Origin of the sequence: Microbacterium sp. As-52, assembly GCF_049949185.1 — a bacterium.
Taxonomy (GTDB): Bacteria; Actinomycetota; Actinomycetes; order Actinomycetales; family Microbacteriaceae; genus Microbacterium; species Microbacterium maritypicum_A.
In genome coordinates this window covers 2,300,211-2,315,978 of record NZ_CP188171.1, presented here as the reverse complement: position 1 = coordinate 2,315,978, position 15,768 = coordinate 2,300,211, and the positions used below count along the sequence as shown (strand labels likewise).

The 15,768-nt window shown below is 70.1% G+C and carries 16 protein-coding genes; 4 read left to right on the top strand and 12 right to left on the bottom strand.

Features of this window, described 5'->3' with window-relative positions:
• Positions 1 to 15 precede the first annotated feature (15 nt).
• Positions 16 to 2,070, top strand: a complete 2,055-nt coding sequence (locus ACLFA2_RS11080; RefSeq protein WP_426621308.1) for an ATP-binding cassette domain-containing protein — start codon at positions 16 to 18, stop codon at positions 2,068 to 2,070.
• 103 nt (positions 2,071 to 2,173) lie between these two features.
• Here ACLFA2_RS11080 and ACLFA2_RS11075 read toward each other — a convergent pair whose 3' ends face one another.
• On the bottom strand, positions 2,174 to 2,623 hold the full coding sequence (locus ACLFA2_RS11075; protein WP_021198274.1) for a hypothetical protein: 450 nt from the start codon (positions 2,621 to 2,623) through the stop codon (positions 2,174 to 2,176).
• Positions 2,624 to 2,757: 134 nt separating this feature from the next.
• On the opposite strand from ACLFA2_RS11075, the gene ACLFA2_RS11070 reads away from it, so the two are divergent.
• Entirely contained in the window at positions 2,758 to 4,227 is a 1,470-nt protein-coding gene (locus ACLFA2_RS11070) for a DUF222 domain-containing protein (RefSeq protein ID WP_426621307.1), read from the top strand.
• A gap of 12 nt (positions 4,228 to 4,239) precedes the next feature.
• On the opposite strand, the gene hemL is transcribed toward ACLFA2_RS11070, so the two are convergent.
• The 10 genes from hemL to ACLFA2_RS11020 form a co-directional block, all read right to left on the bottom strand.
• A complete protein-coding gene (gene hemL / locus ACLFA2_RS11065; RefSeq protein WP_167255348.1) occupies positions 4,240 to 5,562 on the bottom strand; it encodes a glutamate-1-semialdehyde 2,1-aminomutase in 1,323 nt (440 codons plus the stop codon).
• A 22-nt stretch (positions 5,563 to 5,584) separates the two neighbouring features.
• Positions 5,585 to 6,562 (bottom strand): porphobilinogen synthase, encoded by a 978-nt coding sequence (gene hemB / locus ACLFA2_RS11060; RefSeq protein WP_426621306.1) that lies wholly within the window; start codon positions 6,560 to 6,562, stop codon positions 5,585 to 5,587.
• Positions 6,559 to 7,356, bottom strand: a complete 798-nt coding sequence (locus tag ACLFA2_RS11055; RefSeq protein ID WP_021198270.1) for a uroporphyrinogen-III synthase — start codon at positions 7,354 to 7,356, stop codon at positions 6,559 to 6,561. Before ACLFA2_RS11055 ends, hemB begins: the two co-directional genes overlap by 4 nt.
• On the bottom strand, positions 7,353 to 8,348 hold the full coding sequence (gene hemC / locus ACLFA2_RS11050; RefSeq protein ID WP_426621305.1) for a hydroxymethylbilane synthase: 996 nt from the start codon (positions 8,346 to 8,348) through the stop codon (positions 7,353 to 7,355). The genes ACLFA2_RS11055 and hemC overlap by 4 nt, the downstream gene beginning before the upstream one ends.
• A 4-nt stretch (positions 8,349 to 8,352) precedes the next feature.
• Positions 8,353 to 9,033, bottom strand: a complete 681-nt coding sequence (gene hemQ / locus ACLFA2_RS11045) for a hydrogen peroxide-dependent heme synthase (protein WP_021198268.1) — start codon at positions 9,031 to 9,033, stop codon at positions 8,353 to 8,355.
• 79 nt (positions 9,034 to 9,112) lie between these two features.
• Complete coding sequence (locus ACLFA2_RS11040; protein WP_021198267.1) at positions 9,113 to 9,385, bottom strand: hypothetical protein; 273 nt, start codon at positions 9,383 to 9,385, stop codon at positions 9,113 to 9,115.
• Positions 9,372 to 9,779, bottom strand: coding sequence for a phage holin family protein (locus ACLFA2_RS11035; protein WP_021198266.1), 408 nt, complete (start codon positions 9,777 to 9,779; stop codon positions 9,372 to 9,374). Before ACLFA2_RS11035 ends, ACLFA2_RS11040 begins: the two co-directional genes overlap by 14 nt.
• Before the next feature lies 1 nt (position 9,780).
• Entirely contained in the window at positions 9,781 to 10,239 is a 459-nt protein-coding gene (locus tag ACLFA2_RS11030) for a hypothetical protein (protein ID WP_426621304.1), read from the bottom strand.
• Positions 10,240 to 10,401: 162 nt separating this feature from the next.
• Positions 10,402 to 12,003 (bottom strand): protoporphyrinogen/coproporphyrinogen oxidase, encoded by a 1,602-nt coding sequence (locus ACLFA2_RS11025; protein WP_426621303.1) that lies wholly within the window; start codon positions 12,001 to 12,003, stop codon positions 10,402 to 10,404.
• Positions 12,004 to 12,049: 46 nt separating this feature from the next.
• Positions 12,050 to 12,382: a metalloregulator ArsR/SmtB family transcription factor gene (locus tag ACLFA2_RS11020; protein ID WP_426621302.1), complete on the bottom strand. Its 333-nt coding sequence runs from the start codon at positions 12,380 to 12,382 to the stop codon at positions 12,050 to 12,052.
• A gap of 67 nt (positions 12,383 to 12,449) precedes the next feature.
• On the opposite strand from ACLFA2_RS11020, the gene ACLFA2_RS11015 reads away from it, so the two are divergent.
• Positions 12,450 to 13,352: an NAD(P)H-binding protein gene (locus tag ACLFA2_RS11015; protein ID WP_426621301.1), complete on the top strand. Its 903-nt coding sequence runs from the start codon at positions 12,450 to 12,452 to the stop codon at positions 13,350 to 13,352.
• Positions 13,353 to 13,354: 2 nt separating this feature from the next.
• Here ACLFA2_RS11015 and hemE read toward each other — a convergent pair whose 3' ends face one another.
• Positions 13,355 to 14,377: a uroporphyrinogen decarboxylase gene (gene hemE, locus ACLFA2_RS11010; RefSeq protein ID WP_029267869.1), complete on the bottom strand. Its 1,023-nt coding sequence runs from the start codon at positions 14,375 to 14,377 to the stop codon at positions 13,355 to 13,357.
• 87 nt (positions 14,378 to 14,464) lie between these two features.
• Here hemE and ACLFA2_RS11005 point away from each other — a divergent pair, with 87 nt between their 5' ends.
• The gene (locus ACLFA2_RS11005; RefSeq protein WP_426621300.1) at positions 14,465 to 15,760 is read left to right on the top strand and encodes a glutamyl-tRNA reductase; all 1,296 of its coding nucleotides are present in this window, start codon (positions 14,465 to 14,467) and stop codon (positions 15,758 to 15,760) included.
• Positions 15,761 to 15,768 lie beyond the last annotated feature (8 nt).

The following is a 15,768-nucleotide window of genomic DNA, read 5'->3' as shown; positions in this document are numbered from 1 at the left end:
GACGAGAGGTCACGGATGCCTGAAGGACAGGTGCTCGAGTTCACGCACGTGACGAAGCGCTTCAATGAGGTGACCGCCGTCTCGGACTTCTCCGCGCGCGTCGAGCCCGGAGCCGTCACCGCCTTCCTCGGCCCGAACGGAGCCGGCAAGACCACCACGTTGCGCATCCTGCTCGGCCAGGTGCGCGCCACATCCGGCACGGCGACGATCGGCGGCACGACGTATGCCGAGCTCCGCCAGCCGCTGCGCACGATCGGCGCGGTGCTCGAAGAGACCGTCTACCGTCCCCGTCGCACCGCCGAGCGCCAGCTGACCATCGCCGCCAAGGCGAACGGCATCCCGCTGGCACGCGTCGGCGAAGTGCTCTCCCTGGTCGGCCTCGAGGGCGAGGGCGACTCGCGCATCGGCGGCTTCTCGCTCGGCATGCGTCAGCGGCTCAGCGTCGCGAACGCGCTCCTCGGCGACCCCGGGGCCCTCGTCTTCGACGAGCCGGCCAACGGACTCGACCCCGAGGGGATCCGCTGGATGCGACTCCTGATGCGTCGCCTCGCCGACGAGGGACGCACGGTCCTCGTGTCGTCGCACGTCCTCAGCGAGGTCGAACAGGTCGCCGACAACGTGCTCGTGCTCTCGAAGGGCACGCTCGTGCTGGCCAGCGGAATCGAGACGCTCGCCGACCCCAAGGGCGGCTCCGTGATCGTGGACGCCGCGGATCGCGCCGGGCTGACGTCCGCGCTCGCTGCGGCCGGGTTCGACATCGAAGTGCTGCGCTCGGGTCTGACCGTGCGCGGCGGAGACGCCGAGACCGTGGGAGCCGTCGCGGCCGACGCAGGCATCGCCCTGAGCACCCTGGTGCAGCGCGGGCCGACTCTCGAAGACGTCTTCATCGACCTGATGCGGGGTGGCCGGTTCGCGCCGAACACTCCCGCAACGGCGAGCCCGCTCGTCGCGCCGAACACCCCGGAGACCGCATCCGAGGAGTCGACTCCCGCAGAGGCCGCTCCCGAAGAAGCATCTCCGGGACCCGCCGACTCCGTGGTCGCCATCCCGGTGGCCGCAGCAGCCGCCTGGGCGGCCGAGGCTGCGTCTGCTCCCGCAGGCGAGGCCGTGGCCTCGAATCTGGCAGCCTCCGTCGGCGCTGACGCATCCGACGTGTCCGACGCATCCGAGGCCTCCGTGGCAGAGAGCGCGGAGAGCGCTGCGGACGAGTCCTCCGCCGACGTGGATTCCACCGATACGATCGCGACCGGAGAGTCGACGTCCGAGGAGGAGACTCCCGCCGAAGACGCTCCGGACGAAGAAGATTCTGTCGACGAAACACCGGGCGAAGAAGCATCGATCGGCGAGTCCGGCGACGTCGCCTCGGGTCCGTTCGAGGTGGGCGACGCTCCGACCCTCGGCGAACAGTCCACAGACGAACAGGCTCCGGCTCGATCCTTCGATGAGATCCTGTTCGGCGCCGCCGTGCCGGCGGACACCGCAGACACGACGCCGTCCGACCTGACCTCCGGTGACGAGGACCACAGCGGGGTCGAGATCTTCGCGGATCTCGACGACGCATCGGTCGCCACGGAATCGGGCGCGCTGTCCTCCCCCAGCGATGGCCCCTCATCCGCCGACACCGAGGACACCAGCTCTTCCGACGATGACGAGGAGGACCCGCGCTCTGCAGCGGTGAGTTCCATGCTCGCGGCCGCCGCCCGCGCGTACTACGAGGACGAGCCCAAGGACTACCCGCTGGGCGCAGAGGACGAGCCCGCCCAGGGCGCGGCGTCGGACAGCGAGGCTGCGGACAGCGAGGCTGCGGACGGCGAGGCTGCGGACGGCGAGGTTGCGGACGGCGAGGTTGCGGACGTCGATACGCCGGAGGCCCCCGCGGAGAACGCACACTGGAGCGTCGCCTCCACGGGCGTCATCGACACCGTGCCCCTGGCCGAGGGTTCCGCGGGAGGCGACGAGACGACTCCCGATGACTCTGACGAGAGCACTCGCGAGAACCACGACGGTGAGAACCACGACGGCGAGAACCACGACGGCGAGAACCAGCACGGGGATCACCAGCACGGCTGAGCGACTCGGCTGACGAGAACGCCCTCCGGACCTGCGGGTCTGGAGGGCGTTCTGCGTTGAGGGGAGGCCGTGCATCGCGAGGCACGGCTTACCGACGTCGGCGTCAGGCGGGCCGGGGGCGGATGACGGGGCGTCGTCGTCCCTTCGAGACCGGGACCGGTGCCGTGGCCACGATCTCCTCGACGTTCGCCGGTTCGGTCGAGACATCGAGCCGGAGTGCCTGAGTGAGCGCGAGCCCGTGGCTGGTGGTGAGGATCAGTCGGCGGTATTGCGGGTCGCCTTCGAGATCGATCACGACGCTCGGGCGACGCCGGCGGATCAGCACGAAGTCGAGGCTGCCCGCGGCCTTCCAGCTGCCTGCGGCGAGAACACCGGGAATGTGCGTCCCCGGGTTCGGGACGCCGCGGAGCCAGGTCCAGGCGTCTTCCGTCAGCTGCACCTTGGTGATGGTGTCGCGCGCGATACGGAGGTTGTCACGGTGGAAGGTGGCGGCACGTTCGATCGGCGAGAGCACGACCTCCAGTTGCGTCTGGTCCAGCAGCAACGTCACCATGTCCCCCAGTCTGCCAGCGCGGCCCTGCCAGTTGTCTGGAAGTTGCTCACAGGAACGCAACGATCCCTTGTCGATCAGCACCAGTCATCATGATTCCCCTTCCGTCGTTCGAACATATGTACTATACTCGAAGAATGAAGGCATCTGCGAACAGCATCGATCAGCGCGAGGCCCTGCTTGATGCCTGGGTGGAGAAGCGGCGAGGCATCGCGGCGCTCGAAGCTGAAGCCTCCGCCCTCCTCGCCGATCGACTTCGGCTGCTCGACGACGATGTCCGCGAGCAGCCGCAGCATCGCGATTCGATCCATCGGTCGATGATCGCGGAGTACTCTGCGGCCGGTCGCATGTCGAAGGGCAGCATCGAGTACGCCTTCAGCGACGCCCACTTCCTCGAGGCCGAGCACCCCATCGTGCGAGACGCGTTCCGCCGCGGTGCGCTCAGTGCGGCCCATGTCCGAGAGATCGTGCGGGAGGGAATCATCGTGCGGCAGGGGGTCCGCGAGGGTCGAGTAGACGCCGAGACCCTCACCGTCTATGACACGGCGGCGCTCGTCGTGGCCGAACAGGACTCTCCCGCGCGCACCCGCACGATGGTGCGCCAGATCGCCTCCTCCCTCGCCGGCGAGACCGTGGTCGAGCGTCACCGACGGGCCCACGGCGAACGATCGGTCACGTTGAGGGCGCTCGACGACGGCCTCGCACTGCTCCAGGTCGTGCTTCCGGAGTACCTCGCCCACGCGATTCTCGACCGCCTGACGCGGCTCGCACAGCACGTCATCGCCACCCGGGGTGATCGCGCCGCTCGCGCCGACGAGGTGCCGATGCTGTCTCCGGACGAGCTCGACTCGGGCACCGACCAGGTCTTCCTGCAGGATCTCGCCGCCGACGACTCCCGCCGAGACGACCCTGTGCTCAACAGGTATCCCGTCGACGACACCCGATTCGATGCCCACGTCATCTTCGGTGAGGGCGACACCTTCACGACCGATCCATCCCTCGGCGGCCCGCCCCTCCTGACCGACGAGCGCGGCATCGATGCGGTGCGCGCCGACCTGCTCAGCGACCTACTCCTGACCACCGACCCCTCTACGGCCGAGGGCACCGCGCTGGAGAGCATCCGGGCGCGCATTCAGGTCACGATCGCTGCCGAGACGCTGGCAGGAGGAGACGAACGGCCGGCCGAGCTCGATGGGATCGGGGCGCTGCATCCCGACGTCGCCCGCGATCTCGCCGGTCGCAACGGAGGCTGGTCCCGCCTCTTCCTCGACGGCGCGGGCACCGTGACAGCCACAGCCTCCTACGCCCCGACGACGGCGATGCGGCGGCACCTTCAGGCCCGCGATCAGCATTGTCGATTCCCCGGGTGCCGCACACCGGTCCACAGGTGTCAGGTCGATCACAATCACGACCATGCCAAGGGCGGAAGCACGTCGATCGACAACCTCAGCCACTTCTGCGTGGGACACCACTCGCTGAAGCACCCCGACATCGCCGAGAAGCACCGTTGGCGTGCGAGACAGCTCCCCGGAGGCGACATCGAGTGGACCAGCCCACTCGGCCGCGTCTACACAGACGCGTCACCGCGCCGCGTCATGTTCGTCTGACCGGACTCGCGCCTACGGACGTGCGGCCGCCGCGGCAGCCGCAGCGACTGGAAGTGCGGCCTCGATCTGCTGCAGTTCCTCCTCGCCGTGTGCGGCGGTGAGGAACCAGGCTTCGAACACGCTCGGCGGAAGAGCGACGCCCTGCTCGCGCAGCGAGTGGAAGAACGGCGCGTAGCGGAACGACTCCTGCGCCTGCGCTTCGGCATAGTTGCGCGGCGCCGAGGCCCGGAAAGAAGCGTTGAACAGGTTGCCGGCGGTGGCCACCGCGTGCGTGACACCGGCCGACGTGAGCGCGGCGTCGAGCGCGGTGGACACCCGAGCGGATGCGGCGTCGACGGTCGCATAGACCTCGGGGGTCGCGAGCCGCAGCGTCGCGAGACCCGCAGCGACCGAGAGCGGGTTTCCGGACAGTGTGCCCGCCTGGTAGACCGGCCCGAGCGGGGCCAGCAGGTCCATGACCTCGGCACGTCCACCGAGCGCGGCCAGCGGCATGCCCCCGCCGACGACCTTGCCGAACGTGAAGATGTCGGGCAGGTAGTCCTCGCCGGCGGCGGCCTGCAGCCCCCAGAATCCGGCCGGGTGCACCCGGAATCCGGTGAGCACCTCGTCGAGGATCATCAGTGCGCCATGAGCATGCGCGGTCTCGGCGATCAGACGGTTGAATCCGGGCAGCGGAGCGACCACGCCCATGTTCGCAGCCGAGGCCTCGACGATGACGGCGGCGATGCGCTGACCGTGCTCGGCGAACACGGCGGCCAGAGCCTCCGGGTCGTTGTAGCCGATCACGAGGGTCTGGGCGGCGATCGGCGCGGGCACCCCGGCGGAGCCCGGCAGCGCGAGCGTCGCGACGCCGGAACCGGCTTCCGCGAGAAGGCCGTCGGAGTGGCCGTGGTAGTGACCGGCGAACTTCACGAGCAGGTCGCGACCGGTGGCACCGCGCGCGAGGCGGATGGCCGTCATGGTCGCCTCGGTGCCCGTGGAGACCAGGCGCACGCGCTCGATGGGTCGGGTCTCGCCGAACCGCACACGGTCGGCGATCAGCGCGGCAAGTTCGACCTCGCCCTCGGTCGGAGCGCCGAACGAGAGCCCACGGGACGCGGCTTCCTGCACCGCGGCGACGATCTCCGGGTGCGCATGCCCGAGAAGCGCAGGACCCCACGAGGCGACGAGATCGACGTACTCGCGACCGGCGGCATCGGTGACCCTCGCGCCCTTCGCCGAGGCGAGGAACCGCGGCGTGCCGCCGACCGATCCGTAGGCGCGCACCGGCGAGTTGACCCCACCGGGAATCACCGCGCGGGCAGCGGAGAACAGGTCGTCGTTGCGGTCGGTCATGAAGGAGAGCTCCTCGCAGAAGTCAGTCGCGCAGCCAGCCGGCCGCTTCGGTGGCCCAGTAGGTGAGCACCGCATCCGCACCGGCGCGGCGGATGGAGAGAAGGGACTCGAGGATGGCCGCGCGACGGTCGATCCACCCATTCGCACCGGCGGCCTCGATCATGGCGTACTCGCCGGAGACCTGATATGCCCACACTGGAATACTCACGGTGTCGCGCACCTCGCGCAGCACGTCGAGGAAGGCCATCGCCGGCTTCACCATGACGATGTCGGCCCCCTCGGCCTCATCGACGACGGCCTCGCGCACACCCTCGCGCCGGTTGCCCGGGTCGAGCTGGTACGTGCGACGATCGCCGGTGAGCTGAGAGTCGACAGCCTCGCGGAAGGGTCCGTAGAAGGCGCTGGCGTACTTCGCGGCATACGCGAGCAGGAGGGTGTCGGTGAACCCCTCGGCGTCGAGCGCCCGGCGGATCACCGCGACCTGGCCGTCCATCATCCCGGAGAGCCCCAGCAGCTGAGAACCTGCGCGCGCCTGTGTGAGCGCCATCGAGGTGTACCGCTCGAGAGTCGCGTCGTTGTCGACGGAGCCATCGGCGGCCAGAACGCCGCAGTGGCCGTGATCGGTGAACTCGTCCAGGCACAGGTCGGTCTGCACGACGAGCGCGTCGCCGATCTCGGCGGCCAGTGCCTCGGTCGCGACGTTCAGGATGCCGTGCGGATCGTCGGCTCCCGACCCGACGGCGTCGCGGACGGCGGGCACGCCGAACAGCATCACTCCGCCGACACCGGCCTCCGCCGCCTGGACCGCCGCCGCGCGCAGTGAATCCAGGGAGTGCTGAGCGACGCCGGGCATCGAGCCGATCTGCACGGGCTCGGAGATGCCTTCGCGCACGAAGAGCGGAAGCACGAGCTGTCGAGGCTGCAGCGAGGTCTCACGCACGAGATCTCGCACCGCCCGCGACTGCCGCAGACGCCTCAGTCGAACGTCGGGAAAGCTCACGGCGCGAACTCGTCGGCCGCGTGCGGAAGAGTGAAGTGCGAGACCGCATCGATGAGCGCGTCGACGGTCTGGCGGTCGGCGACGACCGACACGGGCAGGCCCGCACGCTGCGCGTCCTTCGCGGTCCGCGGTCCGATCGCGGCGAGCAGCGTCTCGTCCGGGATCTCCGGGAACTGCTCGCGCACCTGCTCGGCGACCGACCCACTGGTGATCAGGATCGCGTTGATCCGTCCGTTCTCGACGTCGCGGCGGATGCGCTCCGTCACCGGCACTCCCACCGTGCGATAGGCGACGACGCCGTGCACGTCGTGACCAGCCTCGGAGAGCAACCGGCTCAGCACCGGCTTCGCGATCTCGCTGCGCAGGGCGAGGATACGGCGCGGCTCCTTCTCGAGGGCGATGAGCTGCTGCGCCATCCCCTCGGCGGAGTTGTCCTGCTCGGGAACCAGCGTCACCTCGTAGCCGACCGCCTGCAGAGCCGCGGCGGTCGTCTCACCGACGGCGGCGATCTTGGTCGCACGCGGCACGACGGCCCGGTGCGCGAAGAGCACGTCGACGGTGGTGGCGCTGGTGACGGTCAGCCAGTCGAACTCCCCCGCGGCCAGTTGCGCGAGCGCGGAGTCGAGCGTCGCCTGATCGGTCGTCGGCGCGAAGTTGATGAGCGGCGCGACGACGGGCACGGCGCCCAGCGCGCGCAGACTCGCGGCGACGCTGTCGCCCCACGGCCCGCCACGGGGCACGAGGATGCGCCAGCCGTCCAGCGGTCGGTCCTGCTTGATTTCGGAAGTGGTCATGAGGATTGCTCTCGGGATACGAGGCCGGCCGCCCCTTGATCGAGCAGCCGACGGGCAACAGTGAACCCGAGCTCGCGCGCTGCGTGCATCGGGTCTGCACCATCGGCAGCATCCGCTCCATTGCCACTGCCGTTCCGACGAATATACTCCCCGTTCAGGTCTTCGGTGACGTCGAGGCCGATCCGGCGCCCTCCGTCAGCGGCGTAGACGACCGTCCTGACCCGGATCGAGGAGCCGTCCACCACGGCGTGCGCGGCCATCGGCGCCTGGCATCCGGCATCCAGTCCCTGCAGGATCGCGCGCTCGACGGTGATGGCCAGACGGGTGTCGGCGTCGTCGAGACCGGCGAGGGCCGCGAGCAGCTCTTCCGGTGCATCGGCACGGGTCTCGACGGCGAGCGAGCCCTGCCCGGGCGCGGTCGGCCATTCGGCGAGACCGAGCTCTTCCCGTCGCAGCGGAGACTTCGCTCCGAGTCTCGAAAGGCCCGCCGCCGCGAGGATCACCGCATCCAGCTCCCCGGAGGCGACCCGGGCGAGACGGGAGTCGACGTTGCCGCGGATGTCGACCACCTCGGCGCCCGGCGCCCGACGACGCACCTGCGCGATACGCCGCGGCGAACCGGTGCCGACTGTGCTGCCGGAGCGCAGTTCGTGCAGTGCGTTGCCGTCGCGGGTGAGGACCACGTCGCGCGGATCCTCACGCTTCGGCGTCGCGGCGATCACGAGGCCATCGGGGATCGCCGTCGGCAGATCCTTCAACGAGTGCACGAGGAAATCGCACTCCCCCGCGAACAGCGCCTCGCGAAGGCGCGTGGCGAAGATGCCCTGGCCGCCGATCTCGGAGAGGGATGCACGATTCGTGTCGCCCTCGCTGGTGATCGGGACGAGTTCGACCCGACGCCCCGAGAGCTTCTCGAGGGCCGTGGCGACATGGCCCGACTGCGCCTGCGCGAGCGCACTGCGACGGGTACCCAGACGGATGGGGGTGCTCATGGGCTTACTGGAGGACGTCCGCGATCTCGTCGAACCGGAGCCTGCGCCCCGTGTAGAAGGGCACCTCCTCCTTCACATACATGCGGGCGTCGGTGTAGCGGAGGTCGCGCATCATGTCGACGAGGTCGGTGAGCTCATCGGCCTCGAGCGGAAGCAGCCACTCGTAGTCGCCGAGCGCGAACGACGCGACGGTGTTCGCGAGCACACCCTTGAAGGCGGCACCCTTGCGGCCGTGGTCGGCGAGCATCTTGCGACGCTCCTCCTCCGGCGCGAGGTACCACTCGGGCGTGCGCACGAACGGGTACAGGCACAGCCATTCCTTGGGGTCGACCCCGCGGAGGAAGCCCGGAACGTGCGAGCGGTTGAACTCGGCGTCGCGGTGCACGCCCATCACGTTCCACACCGGGAGCAGCGCACGCAGGAGTTCGGTGCGACGAAGGCGGCGGAGCGCCTTCTGCAGCTCCTCGGCGGTGTCGCCGTGCAGCCACACCATGAGGTCGGCATCGGCCTTGAGGCCGGAGACGTCGTAGAAGCCGCGGACGGTGACTCCGGAGTCCTCGATGTAGGAGACGATCGTCTCGAGCTCGGTCGAGTCGGTCTCCGTCACGGGGACGTCGGGGTTTCGTCGCCAGACAGCCCAGAGGGTGAAGCCGGACGGGTTCTCATCGCGCTCTTCGGACATCATGCTCCCCAGTCTGCCTCGTTTGCGCAGGAGCCGCTAATCACCCGCGAGGGCTGCTCACGGCATCCTGGAATGCTGCACCTCAGCGCGAGAGGAAGCGCGCGATCGCCCAGACCGCGCCCCCCACCGCCGCGGCGATGCCGACCGCGGCGGCGATCGCCCCGATCGGGTTGCGGTCCGCGAACACGCGGGCCTTCGCCGCCGCACGCGTCGATGCCTTCTCGACCCGGCGTGGGATGTTCCCCTTGACCTCGATCGCCGCGAGGGCGGCCTTCAGCTCGGCGCGGGCCGAGGCGACGGGGTCGACGATCCCGCCGGGAACGGCGGTGCGCGGCAGCGACTCAGAATTCGTCATCGCCGGCCTCCTTCACGAGTCGGATGTCCTCGGCGACGGCCTGCGCCGGGTTCTGGCGCGCGAGCACCTTGCGGAACTTGAGGATCCCGAGTAGCGCGAACAGCAGCACGGCGAGGATCAGGATGCCGAACACCGCGATCGCGGAGAGCCACACGGGCCACCAGGAGGACAGCCCGGCGATCGCGAACACGAGGATCACCGGCACGGCCCAGAACAGGAAGAACAGCGCGACGAGGAACCACACGGAACCGATGCCGGCGTCCTTCGAGGTGCGCGAGATCCACGCCTTCGCGGCGTCGATCTCGGCCTTGACCAGATTCGTGACGAGTTCCGGCAGGTCTCCGAGGAGAGTCAGCAGGCTGTCGTCGGCGCGATCGCGGTATCCGCGGGGCATGTCAGGCGCCGGACTTCTTGGGGGCGGACTTCGCAGCCGGCTTCTTGGCCGCGGGCTTCTTCGCGGCGGGCTTGGCTGCGGTCTTGGTCGACGTCTTGCTCGACGAGGCATTCGACGACGCGGTGGCCCTCGCGGCTTCGACCGCCTCTTCCGTCGCCTCGGCGAGGTCTTCCGCCGCCTCGCGTCCGGTGGCGATGGCGGAGTCGAGCCGCTGACCGGGCGTGCCGTTGCCGCTGACCGACTTCGCGACCTTCACGACCCCGGTCCAGAGAGCGCCGGGGACGGCCGCGGCCTTGTCGCCGACGAAGCCCTTGACCTTGGTGACCTGCTCCTGCACGGGATCGAGGTTCCACACCTTGAGCCACTGCGTCTTGATCTGCTCGTAGCGCTCACGTCCGGCACGGGTGCCGAGGACGTAGCCCACGCCGAGCCCGACGACGAGTCCGATCTTCCCCTTCATGGGGTCTCCTCACCTTGTTCCGGTAGTCCGGCCAGATTCGCCCGGTTGGGACCGGCCGCAGGCTTTCGCACCCCGCGGCCAGGTACCCAGCGTAACCCCGTATGCCGATTTCGGCATCTATGGGTCAGAGGGTTGACACGGAGGGCACTCCCACTCCGACGATCAGTCCCACAACAGGGCGCGTCGCAGACGGTCGGCCTCGTCCCGCGCATCCGGGACCACCTGAGCGAGCCCCGTTCCCGCCAGCCAGGCCCCCACCGCGGCCACACCGGGCACCGCCTGGACAGCTGCGCGCGCCGCTGTGCGCCTCTCTCCGGACCCGATGATCGACGCCGGCTGCGACTGCACGAAGCGCCCACGATGCGAGGCGACGACGGCCGCAGGGCCGATGGCGACGCCGAGCAGGGCGGCCGCTTCTCGCCGCGCCAGGTCTGCGGCCGCGTCGTCGCTCAGGCCCGCGGTGGCCGCCGGCTCGCCCTGCGCGCCGAACGACACCCGGACGATCTGCCGAGTACCTGCGGCCTCGCGGACCCAGCCCCACTTCGCCGTCGAGTGGGTGAGCGCCTTGGCGGTGTGGCTTCCCGGGACGGTGAGCACGCCGGTACCGCGGGGCGGGGTGGCGAGTTCCGGCGCGTCGAGCAGGAGGGTGACGATCTCGATCTCGGGAGAGGCTGCGGCCTCTGTCTTCAGAAGGTCGGGCACCACCGAGGCGAGGAGTTCCCGCGCTGCGGATTCGGGGGTCGCGATGATGACGGCGTCGGCGGCGAGCTCCTCGATCACGGGCGGCGCGGAATCCTCGACGGCCGCCTGCAGCTCGACCACGAGCGGGTCTGCGTCGTCGACGCTCGAGGGAACCTCACGGGTAGGCGCGACCTCGACGTCGACAGTCCAGGCCGCCCCCACCTTGCGCACACGGCGCACGCGCACGCCCGTGCGCACGTCGGCGTCGAGCCGCACCAGGTCGGCGGCGAGCGCGTCGACGAGGGTGCTCATACCTCCGGAGAGTCCCTCCACGGCGGCTCCCGGTGTCGTAGAGGGGGTCTTCGCTGCTGGCGACTTCGCCCCCGACGCGGCGTGAGAGGCTTTCGCCGCAGCCTCGTCACGGAGCGTCTGCACAGCCCCCGAGAGGGAGCCGACCCGGGTCAGGGCGGCATTGAGTCCGGGCGCCGCGACATCGATGTCGACGTCGTCGGGAGAGGCGGAGTAGACACCGGTCGTCACGGGAGCGACGAGGCGATCCCGCACCTTCGCCCCCATGCGCGAGGCGACGAGCTTGCCGAGGCTGAGCTGGTGGCCGATCGTGAGTGGCGGCCGCACGCGATCCAGATAGGCGCGCCAGACGCCGGACCACCCGATGATGCGGCGGACGTCGGGCTGGAAAGGGTTGGCGGGGATGCCGAGGATGCCGCCAGCCGGGAGAGGTGCCGCGCCCACTCCGGGAATGCCGGCGAGCCATGCGCCGCCGGCCTGCGGGACCACGATGCGGTCGGCCAGTCCCAGCTCCTCGACGAGCGCTCGCACGAGGCCACCCCTGGTCGCGTAGCTCTCGGCGCCGGCATCGACGATCACGCCATCCAGATCGACTCGACGGATCGCGCCACCCAGATCGTCGGCAGCTTCGAGCACGGTGACGCGCATCCCGACCTTGGCGCACTCCCGCGCAGCGACGAGGCCCCCGATGCCGCCTCCGACCACGATGACATGCTTGTCCGCCGCACGGGCGGCGAGGTCGGACGGCTCGGCAGCGGAGGGCTCAGGGCTCATGCGTCAATTCTCGCACCGGGCCGGTCGGGCCCCGGCGACGGACGGTTCACGCCTCGACGGGCTCCGACGCACCGCGCCCGCGCTTGCGCACCTCGCGCAGCACGATCTGCTCAGGGCACACCGTGGAGAGGAAGTCGCCGACCAAGAGAGCCAGGCGCTCGCCGACGAGGGAGTAGAGGATGCGATTGGCGTCGCGGCGCTCGCTGATGAGTCCGGCCTGGCGGAGAACGCTCAGATGACGGGAGATGGTCGGGCCGCTCGCGGAGAAGCGCGACGCGATCTCGCCGGCCGCGAGCTCACCGTCCTTCAGGTCCTGCAGGATCTGGCGCCGGGTAGGGTGCGCCAGCGCTGCGAAGATGTCGGTCGCGCTGTCTGCCATGGTTGCAATATAGCACCTTTGCTAGATAGTGTTTAGCCGCGTAGCTAATGAGCGAAGGAGAGGCATCATGCGAGTTGCCGTCACGGGCGGTACCGGTTTCGTCGGCAGGAACCTCGCCGAACGTCTCGACGATGCGGTCGTCGTCTCCCGTCGAAACGGCGTCGACATCACCGACGTCGACGCGCTGGCCTCCGCGTTCGAGGGGTGCGACGCCGTCGCGCACTGCGCCGGGATCAACCGCGAGATCGGAGAGCAGACCTTCCGTCGCGTGCACGTCGACGGCACGAGAGCCGTCGTGGAGGCCGCTCGCCGCGCGGGGGTGCAGCGCATCGTCCTCGTCAGCTTCCTCCGGGCACGCCCCGACTGCGGGTCCGGCTATCACGAGTCGAAGTGGGAGGCGGAAGAGATCGTGCGCGCCTCCGGCATCCCGCACACGATCCTCAAGTCCGGCATGATCTACGGCCCGGGCGACCACATGATCGACCACGTGACCAAGGCGGTGCGGACCCTGCCGTTCTTCTGGACCGTCGGATATCGCGAGCGCACGGCACGGCCGGTACCGGTCGAGGATGCGGTCGATGTACTCGTCGCCGCTCTCGAGGGCCGCATCGAGGAACCGACGATCGCCGTCATGGGGGCCGACGAGATCACGCTCGGCGAGGCCATCCGCCGCATCGCCCGCGTCGCCGGACGCCGACCCGCCTTCGTCCCCGTGCCGACATGGATGGTGCGCGCGCTGGCGCAGGTGACGGAGTGGACCATGGTCGTGCCGCTCGTCGCGAAGGCCCAGGCGCGGATGCTCGCCGAAGGCGTGAGCGAACCCGCGCCATTCGCTCCGGGAGCACCCCTCGGGATCCGGCCGTCACGCCCGTTCGACGATGCGCGCATCCGCGAAGCACTTCCGCAGGGACGCTTCACCCTCGACGACCTGCGGATCACGCACCGCCTGCAGCCGGCACGGAGGGCCTGAGGTCAGATCGTGTGCGCCAGCTCGACGATGCGGGTGAGCTGGTCGGGATCGGTCTCCGGAGGAACGCCGTGGCCGAGGTTGAGGATGTGGGCTCGCGCCGCACGGCCGCGCTCGACGACGTCGCGCACGTGGGCCTCGAGCACCGGCCACGGGGCTGCGAGGAGCGCCGGGTCGATGTTGCCCTGCACCGTGACATCCGGTCCGAGGATCGCGGCCGCTTCGTCGAGCGGCTGGCGCCAGTCGACTCCCACCCCGTCGGCCGCACCGTCGAGGCGCATATCGGCGAGGAACGGGCCGGTGCCGACGCCGAAGTGGATCGTCGGCAGACCGATGCCTGCAAGCGCCGCGTGCGAATGCGGGGCGACGAAGGCGCGGTAGTCGGCGGTGCTGAGGGATCCTGCCCAGCTGTCGAAGAGCTGGACGACCGAGGCTCCGGCGTCGCGCTGCGTCTCGAGGAAGCGGCGCGAGACCTTGGCGAGCCAGCCAGCCAGACGGTTCCACGAGTCCGGGTCGGAGTGCATCATGGCCCTGGCCCGCAGGTGCTCCTTGGAGGGACCGCCCTCGACGAGATAGGCCGCGAGCGTGAAGGGCGCGCCCGCGAACCCGATCAGCGGGGTGTCGCCCAGTTCCGCCGTGACGAGACGGACCGCTTCGGCGATGGCCGTGCCGTCCAGGTCGTCCGGGTCGATCGCGGTGATGCGCTCGACGTCGGCTGCCGTACGCACCGGGTTCGCGAACACCGGGCCGCGACCGGGCTCGATCTCGACATCGACGCCGGCGAGGCGCAGCGGGATCACGATGTCGCTGAAGAACACGGCCGCATCGACCCCGTGGCGACGCACCGGCTGCAGAGTGATCTCGGCGGCGAGGTCAGGGGTGAGGCAGGCATCGAGCATCCTGGTTCCGACGCGCAGCTCGCGGTACTCGGGCAACGACCGGCCGGCCTGTCGCATGAACCACACCGGAGGGTGGGCAGGACGGTCGCCGGCGAGGGCGCGCAGGAGCGGGGCGTCGGAGAGGGCCATGCGTCCATCCTCCCATCCGCGCCTTATGGAGCCGCCGAGTTCGAAGGGTCAGACCCTCGCCCGCAGACGCTCCGGTACAATCGATCTGTGCTGCTGTGTGTGACGGCGAGTCACAAGACCGCCTCCTTCGAATTGCTCGAACGCCTGAGCCGCACCCCCGACGACGTCGCTCCCACCATCGTGGGCATGACGCCGTGCGTGCAGGGTGCGGTCGTCCTGGCGACGTGCAACCGGTTCGAGGCGTACGTGGAAATGGACGAACCGGTCACCGCCGCCGGCGCCATCGGCGTCGAGGCCGTGATCGAGGCGGTCGAGTCCGCGACCGGCATCTCCGCCGCCGACCTCGACGGCGCCTACACCGTGCACTCGGGTCGACGCGTTGCCGAGCACCTCTTCTCCGTCGCCTCCGGCCTCGAATCCGTCGTCTCCGGCGAGGGCGAGATCGCCGGCCAGGTGCGCCGCGCCCTCAAGTCGGCCCGCAAGGACGGCACCACCTCGCCCGAGCTCGAGCGCCTGTTCCAGCGCGCCAGCCAGGCACAGCGCAAGGTCAAGAACGTCACCGCCCTCGGTCGTGCCGGCCGCTCGCTCGTGCGCCTCGCGCTCGAACTCGCCGACAGCCGCATCGCGGACTGGTCCGCCGAGCGCGTGCTTCTGGTCGGCACCGGCGCCTACGCCGCGGTCACTCTCGCCACGCTCCGCGAGCGCGGCGCCGTGAACATCTCGGTGTACTCGCCCTCCGGCCGCGCCGAGGTCTTCGCCGCGAAGCACGGCATCCGTCCGATCACCGCCGACGAGTACGCCCGTACCGCCGCACACTCGAGCCTGCTCATCACCTGTACCACGGCCACGGAGCCCGTGCTCGGCCCCGAGCATCTGCAGCTGCCGACCGGCCTCGGCGCCGCGGGCTGCCCCGTCGGCGCGCACAGCCAGCTCGTGGTCGACCTCGGCATGCCGCGCAACGTCGACCCGGCCATCGCTGCCCTCGAAGGGGTCGCACTGCTCGACCTCGAGACCATCCGCCTGCACGCACCTCTCGAAGAGCTGCAGGCGACGGATGCCGCTCGCAGCGTCGTCCGCGAAGCCGCAGAGACCTTCCATGTCGTGGGCGCGCGTCAGAGCGTGACCCCGTCGGTCGTGGCCTTCCGCTCGCACATCTTCGAGCTGCTCGAACGCGAGATCGATCGTGCCCGGGCGCGCGGCGACGAGGACGGCAAGGTCGAACAGGCCCTGCGTCACCTCTCCGGCGTGCTGCTGCACACTCCGACCGTGCGCGCTCACGAGCTCGCCGCCGCGGGTCGTGCCGACGAGTTCACCGCAGCACTGGCCGCGCTGTACGGCATCGCACCCGAGGCTGAGTCGTCGGAGGACGCCGCCACCGCCTGACGTGCGCA